The following is an 18,744-nucleotide window of genomic DNA, read 5'->3' as shown; positions in this document are numbered from 1 at the left end:
CATAAGGGTAGCAATCCGGTGTTTTAGGTGGATTTTCAAACCTGCGGGTTATTCTGCCGATTTTAGCATCAGCTTTGCCGCCTTGTAGATATCACCGCAGCCAAGGGTGATTACAAGGTCGCCCTCTTCCGCATTCTTCAGCACATAATCTGCAATCTGTTCAAAGCTGTCCTGTACCACACAACCCCCTATTTTTTCGGCAAGATCTGTCGAATAGATATTGTAGGTGTTCACCTCGCGTGAACCCATAATGGGGGAGAGCACCACGCGGTCGGCTATCGAGAGTGCCTGAGCAAAGTCCTCCAGCAGTAGGTAGGTACGCGAAAAGGTAAACGGCTGGAATACCGCCCACACCTTTTTGTAGCCCATGCTCTTGGCTGCGCGCAGGGTAACGGTAAGCTCGGCGGGGTGATGGGCATAATCGTCGGCAATCGTAACGCCGTTCACATGCCCCAGTATCTCAAAGCGCCTGCCCGCGCCCTTAAAATGCGAAAGCCCTTCCGCTGCCTGCAAAGGAGAAGCTCCTGCGCTTATTGCCGAAACCGCCGCTGCCATCGCGTTATAAACATTGTGTACGCCCGGCACGTGCAGCACAATGTGTGCAACAAGCTGCCCTTTGTATACCAAGTCAAAAGATGTATTGTAACGCTCGCGCCCGTCACTGTGTATAATGTTCTCAGCACGGTAGTCGTTGTGCTCCTTTAGCCCAAAGGTGATGATCTCTGTCTTAAGTCCTTCCACCGCCTTCATGGAGTTTGCATCATCCCCATTAACGATTACCAGCTTTGTAGCCTTTTTGGCAAACTGATGAAACGATTTGATGGTATTTTCAACGGTGCCGAAGTAATCCAGATGGTCGTTATCTATGTTCAGAATGATTGCGGTATCGGGAAACAGCTTTAAAAACGTGTCAACAAACTCGCAGGCCTCGCACACCATTAATTCACTATGTCCGGCCCTGCCGCTGCCACCGATGGCATGAAGCTTGCCGCCGATTACCGCAGAAGGGTCCAGGCCCGCCTCAAAAAGTATCTGCGTCAGCATCGAGGTTGTGGTGGTTTTGCCATGCGTACCCGAAACACACAGCGCGTTGCCGTACCGTTTGGTGATAAGCCCCAAAAGAATGGAGCGCTCAATGGTTAAAATCCCCTGCTCGCGCGCTGCCATCAGCTCGGGGTTATCCTGCATAATCGCCGCAGAATATACCACCAGGTCGGCACCCTTCAGGTTTTCTGGGCTATGCCCCATGAACACCTCAACCCCCAAGCCGCGCTCAATGGCAAGAGTCTCGGTTTCGTTGTTATCCGAACCGCTGATACAAAAGCCTTCAGCAAGCAAAATCTGTACCAACGGGAACATCCCAGAACCGCCTACTCCAATAAAATGAACATGCGTTTTACCACTTAATATGCTTTCGTCTATCTCAATCGTACTAATGTCCCTCTGCATAGCAAGAACCATCCCTTTCTAAACCGCTTGTTATTAAAAAGACTGTCGTTTTTTACTAGAAAAAGTACCTTAAAACTAACAATGCAACAAAGTATATTTCAAGCGCTAACATCAAATATTATATTGCGTGTGCCCGATAAAATAAACACTTTTTTTGCTTTTATGAAAAATTTATACCAATACCTGTATAAGAAGCAGCGGGACGACTGATAATAAGACTGTAGGAGGAGTTAACATTATGAATATTACAGAAATCAAAATCCGCAGAATCTACAACGAGGGCAGGCTCCGCGCGCTTGTTTCGGTGACAATAGACTCCGACCTTGCCGTGCACGATATCAAGGTAATCGAAGGGCCTGAACGGTTTTTCGTTGCTATGCCGAGCCGCAAGGAGGAGAATGGAGTTTTCAGAGATGTAGTGCATCCTATAACCGTTGAAGCCAGAAAGAAGCTGGAGGACGAGATACTCAAGGAGTATCACAGCCACATTGAAAAGCTCGCGCAGGAAGAGCAGAACACAGGTGAAGCCCCCCAGTTATAATACAAGACTTAGTTTCTCGAATGTCCTGTAACTAAAGCAAAGCAACACGGCACCGTACAAATGCCCCGAGGGCAAAACCCTTCGGGGCATTGTGTTTTGTTAATCAATTAGTACATTCTTAATTGCGGTATTCGGGTTGATGAACACGCCGTTTACCGACATTGCAAAGTGCAGATGAGGCCCGGTGGAAAAACCGGTGGAGCCTACTTTGCCAATAACATCGCCCTGCTGCACCCTATCGTCGGTTTTCACATTGAGCGAGTCCATATGGTAATACCACGTTTTTAATCCAAAGCCGTGCTCGATGAGTACGGTGTTGCCGGTTAGCTTCAGCATACCCGCATACAGCACACGTCCGGCCCCCGAGGCCTTCACCTTGGTACCACGCTTTGCGGCAATATCAATGCCGCTGTGCCGTTCCGAGAGGGTGCCGTTAATGCTGCGTGCGGAGCCAAACTCGGTAGTAATCTCTCCTGATACAGGCATAATGAATTTACCCTGAAAATACTTCTCCTTATCCCGCACTGCCTTGAGCGGCTGAATAACCTTCGTAAACTCCGCATTGGCCTCGTCACTTTTAATGGTACTGTTTGCGGTTTTGCTGTCTACCGTCAGTTCCTGTATCTCGAATTTTTTATCCTTTAGCGTAATCGCATACTTCGCATAGGCGCTTTCGGCATTCAGCTCCAGCGTGTAGGTTCCGGCTGCGTTTAAGTAGCTTAGCGGGAACAGGCAGACACGCATATCATCATAATCAAAAAACTCGGGTTCAAATTTAAACGGGGAATTCACCGTAATCTGCTTGCCCGCAAGCCCGCGCGCGTAGATTACCAGCGTCTCACCGGGGTCACTTTCGGTGGCGCTCAGTTCAAAGCTTGCGGCGGGATTATAATCAATGCAGAAGGTGTACAACGCGTTACCGCGAAGCTCCTTTAAGGCGGCCTCGCTCCAGTCTGCGTTTACAGTATACTCATACCGCCCGCCGGAGGACATTTTAAAGCCCTTGAATTCCTCCAGACTGCCCGAAAACAGCTCCTTGCCCTTGTGCACCACCTTTACTGTAACAGAGGTTGGAGCTAACGAAAAGGTAATATCGGGCGAAGCGGGGGTAGTGATTACATATTTATAGGGCTGTGGGGGTGTTAGCGGAGGGGCATCGTAAAAATTGCCGTCAAACCGCTTGTAGCTCCATACGCCGTCGCTTGGCAGCAGCTCGCCCAGCTTGCCTTCTGCGCTGATGGTAGCGGAGGGCAGGCTGTGCTCAGAGTAAAGGGCGCTGAAACTGTCGCCGGAGAGCAGCTTAAAAAGCTCGGCCCGATTTACTTCATAATAGGTGCCGTCCTGTGTAAGGATATAGGCGTACCCGCTTTCCGCCGCAAAATCATAGATACTGAGCGTTTGCACACGGTCGCCCCTACCCACGGTGCTTATCTGAACAAGCGGCGTAGAAACATTCAGTGTATCAACGGTCACGGGGTGCCCGCTGTTCACAACGGCGGCCAGCTGTGCAATGGCGCCGCTGTCAGAGATCAGCACACTGCTTTTGCCATAAATAAAGGTAGCCGAAACTACCGCCGAACTGTCAAAAGCTTTATTTAGTTTTAAAATAGAGCATCCGCTCAGCGGCAGCAGCAACAACCCTGCCGCAAGCAAAGCGCTGATTATGCGTTTGACCATGGATAACCCCAATCCGCCGAACAGATCGGCCTAAATAAGTTACAGCAGAAGTACCGCTTCTTATTGGAATTAGTATTATTTAACTTCTATTTTACCATAGCAAAGCACATAAGTAAATCAGATTTCTGTTACCCGAAGAACGGATAAAAAGTGATAAACATACAAACCGCCTTCAAAGAGAAATCAGTATCTTGTCATATTGCGACAATTCTTTTGAATGTGATTTAATAAATCTCCTGTAGGAATTGGCAAGCGCTTCCGCTTTTTTTATAAAATTTTTACCCACTTTTCATAAAGATGGTGGATAGGCTTGCAAAAATGCGGCTGTGTTGTTAAAATGATGCCAGAATTGCTGCAGGATATTGCAAACGGCATACCCAAGCGATTTTTTGAACAAAAATATGCATAAATCAATTATTATAATGACTTGCCGGAGATTGGTTCAGGTTCCGGACTTGCTTGTTGAAATGTAAGGAAAAGGAGGTACCCAATGAAGTTTTACTTAAAGACATTCGTTATTATAATCATACTTGTTGCGTTGTTCTTATGCCTGCTTGGTAGTTGTACGTTGGTTGAGAGCATTGCAGGCACAACGGTTTTAGGCGGCCAAGCCACCTTGAGCAGCGGCTCATCCAATGTGCCGACCTCATCGGCGGTTTCTTCTTCGATTATGTCGCTCAAGGATATTACGCTTTACCCGGCAGTTGGAGCACTGAACGAGGCTCAACTTAAGCTGCTGTTGGGTTATGCCACTGAAAACCACCGTGAGATTTTTAATTTTCAGGTTGCCTATATTAGCGACAGTAAGGCGACCTCCACCAATATCATCCTTCCTACGGGGCACACACTTTATGAGGATGAGAAGGGAAGATTTATCTTCTCGGGCGGCAACGTGGTATATGTAAAGGATACCGAAGAAACCAAAAACCTCGAAGACCCCGACAATCCGCTGTATAATACGGAGCTTATGCGCGATGTACTTGAGCTGGACGGCAGACAGCTGTATGATGAGAATGGCGTACTGATCTCGTTTGAGGATATCTCAAACTTTTTACCGATAACAGGTACGGCTGTAGACTATAACAATGTCATTATAAACGCCGGTTTTGCTGCTGAGGCACTAAACAGCACTACACTGAACCTTCCGCTCTCATTCTTCGGGCTAAAAACGCTGGATGACGCAAAAATGATCTATTCGCAGGCCAAAGAAAGCGTGATGATCAGCGGCGTAAGCTACGTTCCGGTAGTACATACTGACATCCTGTCAATTTATTTTGACGGTAATAACGGTTTTCTGCTGGATGTGCATTCACTGGCTCTGCCGCGAAAAACCTCCCATACGGGAATTCCCGAAACGCTGGACTATTACGGCTTTGAGAATGCGTCGAAAAGCCTTTACACAGGCCCATTAAATGAGATGGGCTTAAACCCTGTGTTTGAAGCCAAAGAGCTTATCCCAAACCAGAAGATTACGGTGTATGACTCCTTTACCGGCAAGCTGGAGGAGATTACCCCCCTGCTGGCGGACGAAAACGGCGCCTTGAGCCTGTCGCTTGAAGCGGTGCATATTATGTTTGGTGCAAGACTTACTATGGACGATGGTACCAAAACGCTGCATGTGCTCACCGATCCTTACTATTCGGGCTTGACAGAGCAGCTATTGGGCAGTGAACTAACTGATAAGCCGGTTCGGGTAATCGACGAAAATACTGCGGCAGCAGAATACCAAACGCAGCAGCAGAAGCGCCTTGAAAACGGCGACTATCTTCCTGAAACGGTGGAGACGGCATCCGAGCCGAGCCTTCCCAAAACCATTATAAGAACCCCGAAACGCGGGCAGTTTACCTATCCGGGCAGCAGCACAAAGATATGGAAGTCCGGTTACGCAGGTAAGCCGGAACCAACCGGTCTTTCACCCACAATGTCGGGTGACTGGGTGTGGAACAGCGCCACCGGATTTTGGGAGGGAACCTCCCCCTTAAGCGGAGAAAAGATTGTTTGGCACCCCAGTTACGGAGCGGCATTTACCATACGGTAATAAGCAAAGCTGGGAGTTTCGTCTATTATAAGGTGCACTGCGGCAAATAAGGGAAAAGCTGCGGTGCATTTTTGTGGTATAATATCAAGGAATGTTTTGGGCCGGCGTTCTTTGCTCAGCCTGCTTCAAAATTGGGATTATACTATAATATCAAGCATTATGGTATAATCAATCTGAGCCTTGGAATAAGTTATGACAAGAAGGAGAGATAGACATGCAATATGATTTTGATAAGAACGAGATAGTACTATTTCAGGGGGATAGCATCACCGATACGGGCCGCAGCTATTTTAGGTTAAACAGCCTTGGTGAAGGTTACCCGCTTGCTGTAAGCCAAAAGCTCGGGGCATTATTGCCGCAGCATAATATCCAGTGCCTGAACCGAGGCGTTTCCGGTAACCGCATCTCTGATCTGAAGCGTCGGTTTAAGCGCGACTGCACCGAGCTATACCCGTTCCCGACCATTGTATCAATCTACATAGGTGTAAACGATACCTGGCGGTTGTTTGATATGGGCCTGCACAGCCCCGTGGAGCGCTTTGAGGAAATCTACCGCGAACTGCTTAACGAGGTGCTTGCCGTACGGAAGCAGACCAAGCTGATTTTACTGGCGCCCTTTGTGTTGGAGAATGAGCCCGACAAAGCGGAGTGGCATGCCGACCTCGACCCCAAGCGGGCGGTAGTGAGAAAGCTGGCTCAGGAGTATTCCGCACGGTTTATCGATCTGCAGGAGGTCTTTGACGAAGAGATGAAAAAAACAGGCGAGGGCCCGCTTTACTATACGGTAGACGGCGTTCACCCCACCCCGATCGGCCATGCGTTGATAGCCGATCGGTGGATTGAGGCTTTTGCCGCCGAGTAATAGAACAACAAGGAGAGCGAATGGCGATGCAGCAAAGCTATAATCTTAATGCCGACCGTTTTACAGGGATTGCGCAGATTTATGATACAGCACGCCCTGCAATGCCAGACTATGTGCCGGACGTCATTGAACGTTACCTCGGTTCAAGGCCCGATACAGTGGTGGATTTAGGCTGCGGCACGGGGCTTTCAATTCTCGCTTGGTTGGGCCATTGCACACGGGTTATCGGCATTGACGCAAGCGAGGATATGCTCGCGTTCGCACGCCGGCGGGAGAGTGAACAAGTCCGGTTTATCAAGGCTTTTTCGCATGATACGGGGCTTGATGCCGGCAGCGTCGATGCGGTGGTATGCTCACAGTCGTTTCACTGGATGAACCCTGCCGATACCTTAGCGGAGGTTAACCGTGTTTTAAAACCCGGCGGGATATTCGCGACGGTGGATAACGATTGGCCGCCGGTGTGCGGCGTTGCGGCGGAGCTTGCCTACCAAGAGCTTACGCAGCGGGTGCTGGAGCTGGAACAGACACATCCTGCTGTTAAAGATACCTTTGTACGCTTTGGCAAGGATGAACACTTGAACAACATCAAAAAGAGCGGGTATTTTCGCTACGTTCGCGAACTGGTGTTTGCCAACAGCGAGCAATGCGATGCCGCGCGTATGGTTGGGCTTGTAATGAGCCAAGGCGGGCTTCAGACGGTGCTTAAACATGCGCCCGAAGAGATTTTAGTACAGCTTGAGAAATATAAAGAGGTAGTAAAGTCAACTTTTAAGCATACGACTTTTTCTATTGATTTTTGCTACCGTATGCGTATTGGCGTAAAATGACAATCAGTAGAATAGGTGACAGAATGAAAAGCAAAAATATGCGCAAAAGAGTTTTTGTAACTGCGGGCATTATCCTAGGTGTACTGGTACTGGCCTTTGGCGGGCTGTTTGTAAAGCAGGCCGTTTTGGATTCTATCATAAACGACGATATCAGCGCGGTATATTCAAACGCAAAATACCAATCCCCTGTTTCCGTGGATGGTATTCAGGTTATCAAGCAGCAGGTTACCTGCGGTTACGCCAGTATCGAGATGGTATCCAGCTGGGCAGGTACCCCCGTCACCGAGCAGGAGCTTGAGCGGCGGTATGGCGATAAAATTCCTACCGCCACCGAAGAAGGCTTTTGCCGGGAGATTAACCGCTGTATCCCCGCTTATACCACCACACGGCATGTAAACCTCACCAATTCCAAACTGATTGATATGGTTTATAACAGCCTTGCGGCAGGCAAACCGGTACCGTTCCAGTTTGCAGCGCTCTATCGTGAGGGAGACACTGCGGTATGGACGCTCCACTACGCTGTCATCACGGGGCTAGATATTCCAAACGATAAGGTAACCGTATGCAACCCCTACGGCTATGTTGAAACCTATACGGTGAAGGATTTTTTGAAGGCTACGCGGTACGAGAGCTACGAAAACATGGAGTTTTACTTTAAGCTGGCCTTCGCGTCAGGTTATTTTAATAAGAATACAATCTATATCATGCAATAGAAAGCGGGGTGCCGAGATAAAACCGGCACCCCGTACTTTTATTGCTTTGCTTTTAGAGTAACTGTTACAAGCTCCGGCTTGTTGAAGATACGGTACGGTACTGCTGCGCTGCCTAGCCCACGGCTGACGATCATCTGCGAGCTGCCCTTCGTAAACAGCCCCGCGTCATACCGCACCATATCACCGGTGGAGGCATATCTTGTCAGCAGCCCGCCGTAAAACGGCAGCCGGATGATGCCACCGTGTTCGTGTCCGCTCAGCACAAGGTCTGCGCCCCAATCTGCGTATGCGGCGAATTTGATGGGATTGTGGGTAAGCAGGATATTAAACTCTCCGCTTTCGGGCTCTCCCAACACCTTTTGTATATCCACCTTGAAATACCGCTCGTCACTGGGGAAGAAGGAGCGTAATAAGCTCTGCTCCCGGGGCCTCATGTAAAATATATACGGCAGGTTTAATCCATAGAGGTTGATGGTTTCGCCCGCTCTGATAATGGGCACCTTCTGCCCTGCAATCACCTTTGCACCCGCAGCCTCAATCTCACGCTGATAGGTGAAATCGATATTGGAAAGGTCATAGCGGCGCTGCTCGTGATTGCCGTATACCACGTAAACAGGATACTCTTTCGTAAGATTTTTGCACAGGCTTAAAAACACCTGCCCGCTGTCGGTTTTATCATTGGCCTTCAGCGTATCGCCGCCCACCAGTACGGCATCCGGGTTTGCCTGTTGTATGGCGAGAATCAGCTGCTCGTTGCTTGGCCCGAATTCCTTGCTGTGCAGGTCGGTAACAAGCGCAAGGGTAAACCCATCAAAGGCGGCAGGAATCTTCTCGTTTTCTATAACAAACAGCTCGGTTACCAGCGTATCGTTTTGCATGCGTAAAAACGGAGGAATCAGCACAGCAGCAATCACCACCAATACAATTAGTACAGCCGGAAGAATGATGAATACTATTCCTTTTTTCTTCGCAGTCAAATATATACACTTCCTTCCTCGGCGGGACGGCACACCCGTTGAAATGGTAAACTACGGCAGAATATCTTGCTTAAACCGGATAAAAAGTATACAATGTAATTGGCCCTTACACTTTTCTAATATTACATCTAAAACAGGGAAGGGACGTTAAGATTATGGGAAAGCTTGCTGCCTTCGGTTATAACGAATTCTCAAGGTCTTACTCTATAGATATGCATAAAAAGGCTGTCACCATGACGGGGACAAGCCATCCGCGTGTACTTTTTATTCCGCTCTGTTCGGGCAATAACGAGGCGTACATCCACGCGGTAAAGAATCTTTACGAAAACCAGCTCGGCTGCACTGTTGATACGCTGCTGCTCGCGGGGAAGGAAACGGACAAGGGGGATGCGGCTGAGCTTATTAATAAAGCACAACTGATCTTCATCGGGGATGGGCCAAACTTCAGCGCCATCAATGATATCAAGAAAAGCGGTATCGGCGAGCTGATTGTGGCTGCGTTTAAGCGCGATACGGTCGTTGCAGGGGAAGGCACGGGTGCAGTTTATCTGTTTGAGGGCGGGTTTATCGATGCCGTGCGCGGTCTTGGCACCGATACCCCGGTGGTGCTGAATGCGCAGGGCTTGGGGCTGGTAAACGGGCTGCTTTGCACCGGCTTTGAGCTTGAGGACCGTCAGCAGGGCTTTGCCATTACCATGGCGGAAAACGAAAACATCGGCTTTGGGCTTTGTGGCGGTTGTGCGTTCTTTGTGGATGGCCGAAGCTATTATACGCAGGCGTTTGCCGAAACGAAGGGCTTTCTCAGGGTAATGGGGCATGAAAGCTATGTAGACATAACCAATATGACCAGTGAAAAGCCGGCGCCCCTCAAAAGCCTGTACCGCACCAGTGATAACATGGTGGTGCTTGATAACTACGAGAAAACCAGAAGCCGTTTCCTTTAAAACAATATTCAGATATAATAAAAAACTACCCGCTGTTACAACGGGTAGTATTTTACTAAATAAGCAAGTGGATTAGTCAGCCCAACGGTGTAAATTATACCGCACGAGTAACCTTGTTTGAGCGCAGGCAACGGGAGCATGCATAAATGTGGCACGGAGTACCGTTTACAATTGCCTTTACACGCTTGATATTAGGCTTCCAAGTTCTGTTGGAACGTCTATGTGAGTGGGAAACCCTTATACCAAAAGTAACACCTTTTCCGCAGATATCGCATTTTGCCATGGTGCAGCACCTCCTTTACAATCCTACGAAAAGTCAACAGAACTATATTAGCAAATATTTTTCAGAAAATCAAGCTTTTTAAACAATTTATTTTGCCGCGCTTATACTGCTTCGCCTCTTCAAATTATTATACAGTATTTTTATCAGCGCCACAGTCGTTAACGCAAAATTAATATTATCAAAATTGGTTTGCACTTGTGTTTTATTTGGTTACAATCTATAATAATTTTATGGTAAAACAGGGCGGTATTTTTGCGCCCTTATGTTATACACACGGATACTTGATTATAAAGCTATGGAGGTTTTCTCTTGTTCGATTTTTCGTCTGGCCGCCTTTTGCAGATTGCAATACAGCTTTTAGCGGTTGTTGCGATATTGCCCATACACGAGTTCGCCCACGCCTATATTGCCGATAAGCTTGGCGACACCACCGCACGCAAGATGGGCAGGCTCACCATCAATCCGCTGCACCACCTCGATCTGATAGGTACTGTCTGCCTGATCTTTACCGGCTTCGGGTGGGCCAAGCCGGTGATCGTGGACCCGGGCGCGTTTAAAAACCCCAAGCGCGGCATGGCGGTTGTTGCCGCCGCGGGGCCAATCTCCAACCTCTTGTTGGCGCTGGTGTATATGCTTATCGTTAAGGTACTGATAGTCTTCTTCGGCGGCAATGATTCCGGCGTGGGACATTTCCTGATACAGATATTTTATATCTTAACCTATATCAGCGTTTCACTGGCCATATTCAACCTGCTGCCCGTCCCGCCGCTCGACGGCTCGCGTATAGCGGGGCTTTTTCTGCCCGACAAGGCGTATTTCGGGCTGATGCGGTATGAGCGTTATATCTCTATCGCTATATTCTTACTGCTGTTTACCGGCATCCTTTCCCGCCCGCTTAGCATTGTAAACGGTGTGGTGATGAACTTCCTGGATTTTATCACCCAGCCTGTGAACCTGTTGGCGGGGCTTATTCACTAACCATCAGTAAACGTCAAGGAGCGGTGCAGCGGCATGGAAAAGATATCGTTTAAGCTGGAGAGCTTTGAAGGCCCGCTCGACCTGCTTTTATACCTGATATCCAAGCATAAACTGAATATATACGATATCTCAATCTTCGAGCTGGTAACCCAGTATTCCGAGGCCATTCAGGCAATGCGGCGCGAGGATATGGAGATTGCCAGCGAATTTTTAGAGATGGCCGCGCGGTTGGTACATATCAAGTCGGCCATGCTGCTGCCGCGCCACGAAGAGGCCGAGCAGCTGAAGCAGGAGCTTACCGGCCAGCTGCTGGAATACGCCATGATTAAGCGTGTGGCAGCAGAGCTTTCAGCCGGTTATATTGGCAGCTCTGTATTTGCACCTAAACCTATTACTGTAGAGATTGATGAAACCTATCGTTTCACCCACGATATAAAGGAACTGATAAGCGCCTACGCGGGGGTATCGGGCAAGAGCCTGCGCCGCCTGCCGCCACCGGTTTCGGCCTTTTCGGGCATTGTGCAGCGTCGCGTGGTTTCGGTAGGCTCCAAGATTATTTATATCATGCGCCGGCTATACCGCAACACCACCGTACGCTTCCGCTCCCTGTTTGAGGAGGCAGACGACCGCAGCGAGCTGGTTGCCACCTTCCTTGCGGTGCTGGAGCTGGTGAAGTCTGGCCGTGTACTGGTGGACGAGCACTGCGAAGAGGTGCGGTTTGCAAACACCCGTCAGGCCACGGAGCCTTCGGCGGAAGAGACAACTGAAAAAACACTGGTACTTAAATCAAATTAGTATTACATTGGTATAAACCTACCCATAATATAGTGACTTCTTTTTACTTTTATTCGTTAAGCCATCAGGCGGATTGGGGATATTCATGGAACTGCGAGAGCTTGAAAACCGCGTGGAGGCCGTACTTTTTGCAAGCGGCGACGCCGTAGAGGAAGACAAGCTGTGTGAGGCATTGGAGATACCACCCAAGGATTTGGAGCGTGTAGTCTTCTCGCTTGGCGACCGGCTGGAGGGCACGGCATTTACCGTATTAAAGCTGGGCTCGGCCTATCAGCTATGTACCCGTCCGCAGTACGGGCCGGTAATCCAAAAGGCACTGGATGCGAGCCGCAATGTACAGCTTTCACAGGCGGCGATGGAGGTACTTGCCATCGTGGCCTACAACCAGCCCGTTACCAAAAGCTTTGTAGAGCAGGTGCGCGGGGTAGATAGCTCGGGCGTAATGGCAAACCTTGCCGCCAAGGCATTAATAGAAGAAGCAGGCCGGCTGGATTTGCCGGGGCGTCCGCTTTCCTACCGCACCACCGCAAACTTCCTGCGCTGCTTTGGGCTGGAGTCGCTGGAAGACCTGCCGCCCATCTCGCACGACCTGCCGCAGGAGGAGCCCGATTTACATGTGGAGGAGGACGAATTCCAAACAGAGTTTGCTTCGGCGCTAAAAGACTAGACAGATAGTTCGGCAAGTAAGCGAAGGCGGCTTTGGTTACCGCATAGGAAGGAGGAGGGCATGACCGGCTGGATCATCTTTGGTTCCATTATAGCGCTTATTGCGGTTATCCTTTTCATCCCTCTGCAGGTTCTGCTGGAATATAAGGACGATGTGTTTCATATTACGGCACGCTATGCCTTCTTTAAATATAAAATACTGCCCGTCGACCAGAAGAAAAAGGAAAAGCGCGAGCAACAAAAGCTGAAAAAGGAGCAGCGCGCAGCCCAGAAGGGCAAACCCCTCACCGAGCCCGCAAAGCCTGAAAAACGCAGCCTGAAAGACACCATACAAATGGTGAAGGTAATGCTTGACTCGGTACATGCGCCGTTCATTCATCTGCTTAAGCGCATCCGGCTAACCGATATCGCGTTTTACATGAAGACAGTGGGCGAGAATGCCGCCGAAACTGCGGTAGAGGTAGGCAGGGTAAACGCCTATGTTTATGGTTTTTATGCCTATTTAAAGAACTTCTTTAAGGTGCAAGACCCGGATATTCTGATAACACCCGATTATTATGGAGAAAAAAGCCAAACCTATTTTAAAATGACTGTCAGCTTAACGCCCGCCTCGGCGCTGCGTGCATCTGTCACCTTCGGGTGGCGGCTCATACAGGTGCTCATTTTTAAAAAGATTGTAGGCGAGAATGTAAAACAGAGTACACAGCCCGCGAAAAGCAGCGGTTAAGATTTTAAATTGGTTTATATATTTACACAGGCGCCAACAGAGACACGCCTATGAAAGGACAGGATTGTAAATGAACGAGCACCCGATTAAAGGCCTGATGGATACCACCATACAGAAGATTAAAGACATGGTGGACGGCAACACCGTAATCGGTGATCCGATTTGTACCCCTGACGGCACCATGATTATCCCCGTATCCAAGATACACATGGGCTTTGCCTCCGGTGGCTCGGATTTCGGCGGCAAAAACCCCGAACGCGACCACTTCGGCGGCGGGTCGGGGGCGGGGCTTTCGGTTACGCCGGTGGCCTTTCTGGTAATCAGCGGCGGAAACGTGCGTATGATTCAGCTGGTAGAGAAGAATAACTCTGTAGATCGTGCCATCAACCTTGTGCCCGAGGTGATTGATAAGATTACCGATTTTGCGGGGCAATTTACCAAGAGCGATAAGGATAAAGAAAAGCCGGGTGCCCAGAACGCGGCGGAGAATGCACAGTAGCGTTGAACGAGGGCGAAACCTATAGCGTCTATATTCCCTGTAGTTATTAAGAGCGTCTCCAACTCCGCGTATAACATTTTGTGATGTGCATATACTCCTACTGTCTTATTTTTGAACAGATAGGAAGGCTGAAGGATTATATGCTTAAAAATGTAGCGGCTGCGGTGCTTGCTACCGTGGTAACATTCAGCGGTGCAAGGGCAGCTTCAACAACGGTGGCGGCACCCGAGATTACTGCAAAGGCCGCCGTACTGGTAGAGGCTAACTCCATGAGGGTAATCTATGGCCTTAACGAGCACGACCGGCTGCCCAACGCCAGCACCACCAAAATCATGTCGGCTATGCTTGCGCTTGAATACCCTAATCTTGATGAGCCCTTTACGGTAGACAGCAACGCTATTCAGGTGGAAGGCTCCTGTATGGGGCTGGTGGAAGGCGACACCGTTACCATGCGCGCGCTAGTTTACGGTATGCTGCTGCCCTCGGGCAACGATGCTGCAAATGCCGCGGCGGTAAGAATAGACGGCGACATTCCTTCCTTTGTAGAGCGTATGAATGCCCGTGCAAAACAGCTGGGCTTAAAGAATACCCACTATGTTACCCCCTCGGGGCTGGACGCAAAGGAGCATTACTCCAGCGCGTACGACTTGGCGCTTTTAACCACCTACGCATTTAAAACCCCCGAATTTATGAATATCTGCAAGCGAAGCGCCGCCAAGGTAAGCTTTGGTAACCCGCCGTATGAGCGCTGGCTCACCAACCACAATAAGCTGCTTAAGGAGTATCAGGGCTGCATCGGTGTAAAAACCGGCTTTACCGATACCGCACACCGTTGCCTTGTTTCGGCTGCGGAGCGGGACGGCGTGCGCCTTATCTGCGTTACGCTTAATGACGGTAACGATTGGCGCGACCATGCCGTGCTCTATGATTATGGTTTCGCCAACTATAAAAGTGTGAAGCTGAACACCGATGTTGAGGATATTACCCTGGATGTGGCGGGCGGGCAAAAGTCCGCGCTGCATCTCACAGCGCCGGAAAACGCCACGGCGTCACTCACCGAGGACGACCTGAAAAGTCTTGCCCGAAAGGTGAAAACCCCGCCGTTTGTCTATGCCCCGGTCAAAAAGGGCGATAGGGTTGGCTGTATCGAATTCACCGCAAACGGTATTGTGGTGCAAACCGTGCCTCTGTATGCGGGCGAGGATGTGGCCTATAAGGATGTTCCCACCCTGTGGGAGATGATTATGGGCTGGCTTCATTAAACAAGATGTGATAATATATATTTAGCATAGATTAAAAACAGGTACGGCACAACCCGTTCTGAAGGGATGGGTATAAGCCGGAAAGGCATGGTTAGCACGATGGCAGCTCAGGATTTAATCAGAATTCACAAGGCGCTTTCAGAGATGGGTGTCAGTTCCCGGCGTAAGGCGGAGGAGTATATTCAGCAGGGCCGCGTAAAGGTAAACGGGCACCCCGCCGTAATCGGCATGAAGGTAAACCCCGCTAAGGATATTATCACCCTCGATGACGAGCGTATCACCGTTTTTGAGGAAGGCCGCAAGGTTTACTATGCCATGTATAAGCCGCGCGGCTATGTAACCACCCTCAGCGATGAGCTTGACCGTAAAACCGTAGCCGACCTTACCAAGGATATTCCCGTGCGGGTATACCCTGTGGGCAGGCTCGATAAGCTTTCCGAGGGGCTTTTACTGCTCACCAACGACGGTGAGTTTGCCAACATGATGATGCACCCCAGCCATCAGGTTTCCAAGGTGTACCGTGTAACGGTTGCAGAGGCAGTAAAAGAGGATCAGCTGATAGCCCTTGCCGAGGGCGTTGAAATCGACGGTAAAAGAACTCTCCCAGCAAACGTGAAGGTCATTACCAAGGAAGAGGGCCGCACGGTAATGGAGATGGTCATCCGCGAGGGGCGCAACCGCCAGATACGCAAGATGTGCGAGGCAGTGGGGCTTACGGTAAAGCGCCTGCGGCGTACCATGATTGGCCCGGTAAAGCTATCAATGCTCAAACCCGGCGAATTCCGCGAGCTTACCAAGGGCGAAATCTCCGCACTGAAAACTATGGCTACCAAGAATCTTGTGCGCGACGAGCAGCAGAAAAAGCGTGAAAGCCGCCCGAAGCGTGATTTGAAGCAAAAGACGGCTGCTAATCGCCCGCCGCGTAACAATAAAGGTGACAGCTATGGAAATTCAAAAGGCAACCACAAAAGATATTAAAACGATTTGTGGCCTATATCATCTGCTGTTTTGCGATATGGCACAGCAACAGCCCACCTATTTTCACGGCGGCACCGCGGGTGAGGACTGGATACAATCGATTATCGACAGCGATAAAGAGGAACTTCTTATTGCAAAAGAGCAAGGCGAGGTATTGGGCTTCGCACACCTTGAGGAACTGGAGTCGCCAACCTACGGCCCTTTTCTTTCGCGACGCTATGTACTGCTGATGGATTTGGTGGTAGCGCCCGATTACCGCTCAAAAGGTGTTGGCACTATGCTTATAGAGGCGGCAAAGGATTGGGGCAGGGCCCGCGGGCTGGACTATATCGAACTGGCAGTTCTGCAGGAAAACGCAGGCGCGCTCAAGCTCTATCAGCGCGAGGGCTTTCAAACCGTCATGCAGACGATGAAATGCGGGTTAAAATAATAAACAAAATGCTCTTCGGCTAAACTGCCTAAGAGCATATTTTTTAAAAATTACAGGTAAATTATAGGTTTGAAAGGACAATTGATATGATTGAATTTCTTCCCAGCAGCGACACTTCTCTAAACCAAGCACTCTGCAAGCAGGCGGGTGTAGCGTACGCATCATCGGTGATTGTTTACACCGCCGTCGAGCGCGGTGCCCAGATAGGCTTTGGCCTCTTTATCGTTGAGGGGAAGGTGCTCAAGGTGCTGCATATCCCCGATGACGAGTACCTCGCCGATGTCCTCACGCGCAGCGGCATAAATTACGCGGAATTGAGAGGTATAGAACTGGTGAATTTTTCACAGGCTAACAATATTGAGCTGTTGAAAAAGCTTTATTCCATTCAAGAAGATATTAATGTGGATTTTTCTGCAGAAGAACTGCTACATTCATGCAAAAACTGCGGAAAATCGTAGTAAAAACCTTGTTATCGGCCCTTAAATGGTGTATAATCAATTTGTTTACGCATAAGTTTGCTTGTTTATCATTTGGCTGGTTTGCTGAAGGGGATGAAGCTGAATTTATGTTGTTCGGCAACTGGGCTGCCCATGATTTACTAACGAACGGAAAAAGGTTTGAAAGTTAAAATCTTTCAAACTTCGGGCTTTGTGCCTTATTTATTACACAAACCCGATTTCTGAAAGAAAGGAATGGTCAATAAGATGAGTTCAGCCAATAAACTGGCGCTGCTTTCGGAAAAACTGAAAACAATCGATAAAGCTTCTCCTGCTCGGGCACGCTTGATAAAGCTGTTTGATGAGAACACCTTTGTTGAGATTGATGCATTTGCTAAGTCAGGAGAAAATGCCGCCGCAGTGGTTACGGGCTACGGCTCGGTAGACGGAAGCACGGTGTTTGCTTTTTGTCAGGATAGCACGGTGGCATCCGGTGCTATAGGTAAGGCACATGCTGCAAAGATTAAGAAGGTATACGAGCTGGCTGCAAAAACCGGTTCTCCGGTGGTGGGTATCTACGATTCCAAGGGAGCCGACCTTGCCGCCCCTTATGATACTATGGCCGCCTACGGCGAGCTGCTTGCGCTTTCCAATAACCTTTCAGGCGTAGTGCCTCAGGTGTCGCTGGTGCTTGGCACTTGCGCGGGCGGTGCTGCACTGATTGCCAGTGGAGCCGACTTTATTGTAATGAGTGAGGAAGGCGAGTTCTTCCTTTCTTCCCCTGCCTCCGGCGAGGCCTGCAGCGCGAAGAACGCTGCGGCAGAGGGCGTTGCTCACATTCTGGCCAAGGACGAGAGTGAGGCTTTAGAAGCCGCCAGAAAGATTATTTCGCTGCTGCCGCTTAATAACCTTGCTGAAGCCCCTATCTGGGACTTTGAGGAGGTTTCGGGCAGTGCCGAAGTGCTCAACGGTGAAGATGTCGCGCTGACTGATATTGTTAAGAATATTGCCGACGCAGGCAGTGTAACCGAGCTTCAGGCAAGCTTTGGCAAAAATGCCTTTGCGGCGCTTGCCACCATCGGTGGTCAGGCGGTTGGCATTGTAGGTATATCAGGCAGCCTTGGCAAGGATGAATGCGCAAAGCTTGCACGCACTGTTAGCATCTGCGACGCGTTTTCCATCCCCGTGATAACGTTGGTGAATACCGAAGGCTTCTCGGGCAATGTTCGCGATACGGCTGCCTTGGCGCATGTTTACGCCGAAGCTACTACCCCCAAGATCTCGGTGGTGCTTGGCAAGGCCTACGGCAGCGCCTATATCGCCCTTGCGGGCAAGGGCGCGAATGCCGATATGGCTTATGCATGGCCCAATGCCGTTATCTCTCCCTTAAAGCCGGAAACCGCTGTGGCATTTCTATATAACGACCGTATTACCGCCGAAAAGTCGCGTCAGGACGTAGAAGCCGAGTATGCAGATACCGAGGCCTCTGCCTTTGCATATGCCGAACGCGGCATGATTGATGCGGTAATCGAGCCTTCCGCCACTCGTGCGGTGATTATCTCTGCGATGGACATGCTCTCGGGCAAGCGGGTAAACACCATGCCCAAGAAGCATAGCAACATGCCGCTGTAAGCCTATCTTTTACCGCGCTTTGGCGCGGA

The 18,744-nt window shown here is 49.7% G+C and carries 20 protein-coding genes; 16 read left to right on the top strand and 4 right to left on the bottom strand.

The features are described 5' to 3' along the window. Positions 1 to 48: 48 nt before the first annotated feature. Positions 49 to 1,449 (bottom strand): UDP-N-acetylmuramate--L-alanine ligase, encoded by a 1,401-nt coding sequence (gene murC / locus BLR50_RS02195; protein ID WP_092638050.1) that lies wholly within the window; start codon positions 1,447 to 1,449, stop codon positions 49 to 51. 238 nt (positions 1,450 to 1,687) lie between these two features. On the opposite strand from murC, the gene spoVG reads away from it, so the two are divergent. Then, a complete protein-coding gene (spoVG, locus tag BLR50_RS02190; RefSeq protein WP_092638048.1) occupies positions 1,688 to 1,990 on the top strand; it encodes a septation regulator SpoVG in 303 nt (100 codons plus the stop codon). A 99-nt stretch (positions 1,991 to 2,089) separates the two neighbouring features. On the opposite strand, the gene BLR50_RS02185 is transcribed toward spoVG, so the two are convergent. Beyond that, positions 2,090 to 3,667, bottom strand: coding sequence for a M23 family metallopeptidase (locus BLR50_RS02185; protein ID WP_092638046.1), 1,578 nt, complete (start codon positions 3,665 to 3,667; stop codon positions 2,090 to 2,092). Between the two features lie 490 nt (positions 3,668 to 4,157). Between BLR50_RS02185 and BLR50_RS02180 the strand changes: the two genes are divergently transcribed. The 4 genes from BLR50_RS02180 to BLR50_RS02165 all read left to right on the top strand — a co-directional run bounded on the left by BLR50_RS02180 (position 4,158) and on the right by BLR50_RS02165 (position 8,107). Further along, the gene (locus tag BLR50_RS02180; protein WP_092638044.1) at positions 4,158 to 5,705 is read left to right on the top strand and encodes a hypothetical protein; all 1,548 of its coding nucleotides are present in this window, start codon (positions 4,158 to 4,160) and stop codon (positions 5,703 to 5,705) included. A gap of 214 nt (positions 5,706 to 5,919) precedes the next feature. Further along, entirely contained in the window at positions 5,920 to 6,567 is a 648-nt protein-coding gene (locus BLR50_RS02175; RefSeq protein ID WP_092638042.1) for an SGNH/GDSL hydrolase family protein, read from the top strand. A gap of 20 nt (positions 6,568 to 6,587) precedes the next feature. Then, positions 6,588 to 7,394, top strand: a complete 807-nt coding sequence (locus BLR50_RS02170) for a class I SAM-dependent methyltransferase (RefSeq protein ID WP_242871669.1) — start codon at positions 6,588 to 6,590, stop codon at positions 7,392 to 7,394. Positions 7,395 to 7,417: 23 nt separating this feature from the next. After that, positions 7,418 to 8,107, top strand: a complete 690-nt coding sequence (locus BLR50_RS02165) for a C39 family peptidase (protein WP_205408651.1) — start codon at positions 7,418 to 7,420, stop codon at positions 8,105 to 8,107. 38 nt (positions 8,108 to 8,145) lie between these two features. Here BLR50_RS02165 and BLR50_RS02160 read toward each other — a convergent pair whose 3' ends face one another. Continuing rightward, positions 8,146 to 9,084 carry a metallophosphoesterase gene (locus tag BLR50_RS02160; RefSeq protein WP_092638038.1) on the bottom strand — a complete coding sequence of 313 codons (939 nt, stop codon included), beginning with the start codon at positions 9,082 to 9,084 and terminating at the stop codon, positions 8,146 to 8,148. Positions 9,085 to 9,239: 155 nt separating this feature from the next. Between BLR50_RS02160 and BLR50_RS02155 the strand changes: the two genes are divergently transcribed. After that, positions 9,240 to 10,028 carry a Type 1 glutamine amidotransferase-like domain-containing protein gene (locus BLR50_RS02155; RefSeq protein ID WP_092638036.1) on the top strand — a complete coding sequence of 263 codons (789 nt, stop codon included), beginning with the start codon at positions 9,240 to 9,242 and terminating at the stop codon, positions 10,026 to 10,028. Positions 10,029 to 10,122: 94 nt separating this feature from the next. Here BLR50_RS02155 and rpmB read toward each other — a convergent pair whose 3' ends face one another. Then, on the bottom strand, positions 10,123 to 10,311 hold the full coding sequence (gene rpmB / locus BLR50_RS02150; RefSeq protein ID WP_092638034.1) for a 50S ribosomal protein L28: 189 nt from the start codon (positions 10,309 to 10,311) through the stop codon (positions 10,123 to 10,125). A gap of 309 nt (positions 10,312 to 10,620) precedes the next feature. On the opposite strand from rpmB, the gene BLR50_RS02145 reads away from it, so the two are divergent. The 10 genes from BLR50_RS02145 (at position 10,621) to BLR50_RS02100 (ending at position 18,715) form a co-directional block, all read left to right on the top strand. Then, a complete protein-coding gene (locus tag BLR50_RS02145; protein WP_092638032.1) occupies positions 10,621 to 11,289 on the top strand; it encodes a site-2 protease family protein in 669 nt (222 codons plus the stop codon). 33 nt (positions 11,290 to 11,322) lie between these two features. After that, positions 11,323 to 12,084 carry a segregation and condensation protein A gene (locus BLR50_RS02140; RefSeq protein WP_092638030.1) on the top strand — a complete coding sequence of 254 codons (762 nt, stop codon included), beginning with the start codon at positions 11,323 to 11,325 and terminating at the stop codon, positions 12,082 to 12,084. Positions 12,085 to 12,169: 85 nt separating this feature from the next. Continuing rightward, positions 12,170 to 12,751 (top strand): SMC-Scp complex subunit ScpB, encoded by a 582-nt coding sequence (gene scpB / locus BLR50_RS02135; protein WP_092638028.1) that lies wholly within the window; start codon positions 12,170 to 12,172, stop codon positions 12,749 to 12,751. A gap of 60 nt (positions 12,752 to 12,811) precedes the next feature. Beyond that, positions 12,812 to 13,477: a DUF2953 domain-containing protein gene (locus BLR50_RS02130; RefSeq protein ID WP_092638026.1), complete on the top strand. Its 666-nt coding sequence runs from the start codon at positions 12,812 to 12,814 to the stop codon at positions 13,475 to 13,477. Between the two features lie 70 nt (positions 13,478 to 13,547). Then, positions 13,548 to 13,976 (top strand): GerW family sporulation protein, encoded by a 429-nt coding sequence (gene ytfJ / locus BLR50_RS02125; protein ID WP_092638024.1) that lies wholly within the window; start codon positions 13,548 to 13,550, stop codon positions 13,974 to 13,976. A 140-nt stretch (positions 13,977 to 14,116) separates the two neighbouring features. Next, a complete protein-coding gene (locus BLR50_RS02120; protein ID WP_162840290.1) occupies positions 14,117 to 15,238 on the top strand; it encodes a D-alanyl-D-alanine carboxypeptidase family protein in 1,122 nt (373 codons plus the stop codon). An 87-nt stretch (positions 15,239 to 15,325) separates the two neighbouring features. Continuing rightward, complete coding sequence (locus BLR50_RS02115) at positions 15,326 to 16,216, top strand: pseudouridine synthase (RefSeq protein WP_242871668.1); 891 nt, start codon at positions 15,326 to 15,328, stop codon at positions 16,214 to 16,216. Continuing rightward, positions 16,182 to 16,646, top strand: coding sequence for a GNAT family N-acetyltransferase (locus BLR50_RS02110; protein ID WP_092638018.1), 465 nt, complete (start codon positions 16,182 to 16,184; stop codon positions 16,644 to 16,646). Before BLR50_RS02115 ends, BLR50_RS02110 begins: the two co-directional genes overlap by 35 nt. A gap of 86 nt (positions 16,647 to 16,732) precedes the next feature. Further along, positions 16,733 to 17,104 (top strand): hypothetical protein, encoded by a 372-nt coding sequence (locus BLR50_RS02105; RefSeq protein WP_092638015.1) that lies wholly within the window; start codon positions 16,733 to 16,735, stop codon positions 17,102 to 17,104. Positions 17,105 to 17,338: 234 nt separating this feature from the next. Next, entirely contained in the window at positions 17,339 to 18,715 is a 1,377-nt protein-coding gene (locus tag BLR50_RS02100; protein ID WP_242871667.1) for an acyl-CoA carboxylase subunit beta, read from the top strand. The last annotated feature ends 29 nt before the right edge of the window (positions 18,716 to 18,744 follow it).

The sequence above is a fragment of the Acetanaerobacterium elongatum genome, assembly GCF_900103835.1.
Classification (GTDB): Bacteria; Bacillota; Clostridia; order Oscillospirales; family Ruminococcaceae; genus Acetanaerobacterium; species Acetanaerobacterium elongatum.
This window is presented reverse-complemented; position numbering and strand designations above follow the sequence as displayed.

Bases quoted from the DNA above. Each gene is read 5' to 3' on its own strand.
- murC (WP_092638050.1), bottom strand. From the start codon at position 1,449: ATGCAGAGGGACATTAGTACGATTGAGATAGACGAAAGCATATTAAGT.
- spoVG (WP_092638048.1), top strand. From the start codon at position 1,688: ATGAATATTACAGAAATCAAAATCCGCAGAATCTACAACGAGGGCAGG.
- BLR50_RS02185 (WP_092638046.1), bottom strand. From the start codon at position 3,667: ATGGTCAAACGCATAATCAGCGCTTTGCTTGCGGCAGGGTTGTTGCTG.
- BLR50_RS02180 (WP_092638044.1), top strand. From the start codon at position 4,158: ATGAAGTTTTACTTAAAGACATTCGTTATTATAATCATACTTGTTGCG.
- BLR50_RS02175 (WP_092638042.1), top strand. From the start codon at position 5,920: ATGCAATATGATTTTGATAAGAACGAGATAGTACTATTTCAGGGGGAT.
- BLR50_RS02170 (WP_242871669.1), top strand. From the start codon at position 6,588: ATGGCGATGCAGCAAAGCTATAATCTTAATGCCGACCGTTTTACAGGG.
- BLR50_RS02165 (WP_205408651.1), top strand. From the start codon at position 7,418: ATGAAAAGCAAAAATATGCGCAAAAGAGTTTTTGTAACTGCGGGCATT.
- BLR50_RS02155 (WP_092638036.1), top strand. From the start codon at position 9,240: ATGGGAAAGCTTGCTGCCTTCGGTTATAACGAATTCTCAAGGTCTTAC.
- rpmB (WP_092638034.1), bottom strand. From the start codon at position 10,311: ATGGCAAAATGCGATATCTGCGGAAAAGGTGTTACTTTTGGTATAAGG.
- BLR50_RS02140 (WP_092638030.1), top strand. From the start codon at position 11,323: ATGGAAAAGATATCGTTTAAGCTGGAGAGCTTTGAAGGCCCGCTCGAC.
- scpB (WP_092638028.1), top strand. From the start codon at position 12,170: ATGGAACTGCGAGAGCTTGAAAACCGCGTGGAGGCCGTACTTTTTGCA.
- BLR50_RS02130 (WP_092638026.1), top strand. From the start codon at position 12,812: ATGACCGGCTGGATCATCTTTGGTTCCATTATAGCGCTTATTGCGGTT.
- ytfJ (WP_092638024.1), top strand. From the start codon at position 13,548: ATGAACGAGCACCCGATTAAAGGCCTGATGGATACCACCATACAGAAG.
- BLR50_RS02120 (WP_162840290.1), top strand. From the start codon at position 14,117: ATGCTTAAAAATGTAGCGGCTGCGGTGCTTGCTACCGTGGTAACATTC.
- BLR50_RS02115 (WP_242871668.1), top strand. From the start codon at position 15,326: ATGGTTAGCACGATGGCAGCTCAGGATTTAATCAGAATTCACAAGGCG.
- BLR50_RS02110 (WP_092638018.1), top strand. From the start codon at position 16,182: ATGGAAATTCAAAAGGCAACCACAAAAGATATTAAAACGATTTGTGGC.
- BLR50_RS02105 (WP_092638015.1), top strand. From the start codon at position 16,733: ATGATTGAATTTCTTCCCAGCAGCGACACTTCTCTAAACCAAGCACTC.
- BLR50_RS02100 (WP_242871667.1), top strand. From the start codon at position 17,339: ATGGTCAATAAGATGAGTTCAGCCAATAAACTGGCGCTGCTTTCGGAA.